This window comes from Bradyrhizobium sp., from assembly GCF_035701725.1.
Taxonomy (GTDB): domain Bacteria; phylum Pseudomonadota; class Alphaproteobacteria; order Rhizobiales; family Xanthobacteraceae; genus Bradyrhizobium.
In genome coordinates this window covers 1-3,246 of record NZ_DASSRP010000249.1, presented here as the reverse complement: position 1 = coordinate 3,246, position 3,246 = coordinate 1, and the positions used below count along the sequence as shown (strand labels likewise).

Sequence of the window (3,246 nt, the reverse complement as noted above, 5' to 3'; positions counted from 1 at the left end):
GCGGTCGCGATCGAGGCGACGACGTGCGGGCCGCAGCGGTCGATCAGCCGGCCGCCGGGCAGCATCATCAGCACGTAGGCCCACAGGAAGGAGGAGAACAGGTAGCCGAGTGCTATCGGCGACAGCCCAAATTCGTGCGCTATCGGCTTGCCCGCAACCGACATGTTGACGCGATCGAGATAGGCGACGGCGCTGAACAAAAACAGCAGGAAAAACACCCAATATCGGCGGTGTGTCGTTCGCATCGATGCGCTCCTCCGTCTTTTTATCGCGCTGCCCGAGACCAGCATGCGGCTGGCGGGCCACGTCGCGCATATTCATAATCCAGAGAAAGCGATTGTGCGGCTTTCGTTGAAACACGGCGCGAGGCATCGCGACTGGACATCGCCAAATCGCTCGTCAAGGTGCCGCCGCCTGCGCCGGCGCGTGCTGATCACCGATGGCGAGCAATGCCTTCCAAGGCGGCGGCAATGCAGGTAAGAGAGGCGGGTAGACAGTGTCGGGCGAGGGTGCGTTGGGGGACCGCCGGTTCGTCGTCGAGTTGATCAAGCCGTCGCATTACGACGATGACGGCTATGTGATCCAGTGGTGGAAGTCGTGGATCCCGTCGAATTCGCTGGCCTGCCTTTACGGTATCGCGACCGAAATCGCGGCACGGCGCGCGCTCGGCGACGACGTGACCCTCGAAATCCGTGCTTACGACGAATGCCACACCGTTATACCGGTCCGCCGGATTATCCAGCGGATCAAGGCGGCAGGTGCCGGGCTCGTCTGCTTTGTCGGCGTGCAGTCCAACCAGTTTCCGCGCGCCATGGATCTGGCCATGGCGTTTCGTGAAGCCGGTGTTGCAGTCGCAATCGGCGGGTTCCACGTCTCCGGCTGCCTGGCGATGCTGCCTGATCTCCCGCACGACCTGAAACAGGCGCGCGACAGCGGCATCGCGCTGTTTGCCGGCGAGGCCGAAGGTCGGCTCGAAGGCGTGTTTCGCGATGCGCTGGCCGGCCGGTTGCTGCCGATCTACAATTACATGGACGAGCTGCCGGGTTTGCAGCGGCAGGTGACGCCGTTTCTGCCGATCGACATCGTACGCCGCTACGGTGAGACGATCGGCGCTTTCGATGCGGGGCGCGGCTGTCCGTTCCAGTGCAGCTTTTGCACGATCATCAACGTTCAAGGCCGTAAATCGCGCTGGCGTGACGCCGATGATGTCGAGCGGTTGGTGCGCGCCAACCTGGCTCAGGGCGTGTTCCGTTTTTTTATCACCGACGACAATTTCGCGCGCAACCGCAATTGGGAGGCGATCTTCGACCGGCTGATCGCGATGCGCGAGCAGGAAGGCTTGCGCCTGCAATTCATCATCCAGGTCGACACGCTCTGTCACCGCATTCCGAATTTTGTCGACAAGGCGGCGCGCGCCGGCTGTAAGCGAGTCTTTATCGGGCTCGAAAACGTCAACTCCGACAATCTGTTGCAAGCCAAGAAAAGGCAGAACCGGGTGCACGAATACCGCCGCATGTTCCATGAGTGGCGGACACGGCAGGTCATCACCTATGCCGGCTACATCCTCGGGTTTCCGAGCGACACGCCGGAGCGGATCGCGCAGGACATCGCCACCGTCCAGCGCGAGTTGCCGGTCGATTTGCTGGAATTCTTCATCCTGACGCCATTGCCGGGCTCGGCCGACCACCAGGCGCTCGACGCGGACGGGGTCTGGATGGATTCCGACATGAACAAATACGATCTCGAGCACGTCACAACCGGGCATCCGGTCATGACCGCGCAAGAGTGGCAGAGAGTCTATCGCCGCGCTTGGGATCTTTATTACTCGAAAGAGCATATCGAAACGATTTTCCGTCGCGCCAAGGCGAGCGGCATTAAGCCGGTGCGGCTGTTGAACCATATCCTGCAATTCTATTTTACCTTTATTCAGGAAAACGTGCATCCGCTGCAGGGCGGCTATTTTCGCCGCAAGTTGCGGCGCAGCCGCCGCTCGGGCCTGCCGCGCGAAAATCCGCTGGTCTTCTATCCGCGCCGGGTCCGCGAAGTCGTTGAGACGCATACCAAGCTGGTAGCCTTTTATCTTTACCTGCACAGAATCCGCCGCCGTGTCGAACGCGACCGGCGGCCCTACACCGACTTGGCGCTTGCGCCCGTTGCCGAGCCTGTGACCGCCGCGCTCGCCCGACCCGCCCCGCTGACCGGCGCCGCCGCCTGACGTGAACCGTGGCGGCGGGCGGGTCTCTGCGCCCCGGAGGATGACCTCGGCTGCACGATCCGGCGAACATGCCGTTGAGGTGGAACGCACCGGTCGGGCGTGCGGGGAAAGAGCTTGCGGGAACAAGGGCGATGACCGACGATCCGCCCCCAGCATGGTTTCCGCCGGAGGGCTCGGCATGAACGAACCGTATCTGCGCAGCGGCATTTTTCTCGCGCCATTCCACAATCATGACGAAAACCCGACTCTGTCGATCGAGCGCGATCTTGAGCTCCTCGAACTACTCGACCGGCTGAACTATCACGAGGCATGGATCGGCGAGCACCATTCCGGCGGCTTTGAGTTGATCGCTTGCCCCGAGATGTTCATCGCCGCCGCGGCTCAGCGCACCCGGCATATCCGGCTCGGCACCGGCGTGGTCTCGCTGCCCTACCACAATCCGTTCATGCTCGCTGACCGCATGGTCCAGCTCGATCACATGACGCGTGGCCGTGCGATGTTCGGGGTCGGCCCCGGCGCCCTCGTGCACGACGCGCTGAAGATCGGCATCGACCCGGGCGAGCAGCGGCGGATGATGAACGAGTCGCTCGATGTGATCATCCGGCTGCTCAACGGCGAAACCGTCACTCAAAAGAGCGACTGGTTCAACCTGACCGAGGCGCAGCTACAATTGCGGCCCTATACCCGGCCGACAATGGAATTGGCGGTCGCCGCCGCCCGATCGCCCTCGGGATCGCTGCTCTCGGGCAAATACGGCATCGGCATGCTGTCGATCGGTGGAACGAGCCCGATGGCGATGGAGCGGCACACCGCAAATTGGGGTCTCTACGAGAAGACCGCACGCGCCAACGGGCATTTGCCCGACCGCAAGAATTGGCGAGTGGTCGGCATGTTCCATATCGCTGAAACCCGCGAGCAGGCGCGCAAGAACGTGCAGTTCGGGGTCCAGGCCTTTGCCGACTATTTCCGCGATGTCGCCACTTTCCCGATCATCCCGCCCGACGTGACCGATCCCGTCGAGTGGCTGATCG

3 protein-coding genes are annotated in these 3,246 nt (G+C 62.5%); 2 read left to right on the top strand and 1 reads right to left on the bottom strand.

From position 1 onward, the window contains the following. The coding region (locus VFL62_RS14705) for an MFS transporter (protein ID WP_325173108.1) at positions 1-245 on the bottom strand (245 nt) is incomplete at its 3' end. Positions 246-514: 269 nt separating this feature from the next. Here VFL62_RS14705 and VFL62_RS14700 point away from each other — a divergent pair. Then, positions 515-2,215 (top strand): radical SAM protein, encoded by a 1,701-nt coding sequence (locus VFL62_RS14700; protein ID WP_325173107.1) that lies wholly within the window; start codon positions 515-517, stop codon positions 2,213-2,215. A gap of 178 nt (positions 2,216-2,393) precedes the next feature. Continuing rightward, the coding region (locus VFL62_RS14695; protein ID WP_325173106.1) for an LLM class flavin-dependent oxidoreductase at positions 2,394-3,246 on the top strand (853 nt) is incomplete at its 3' end.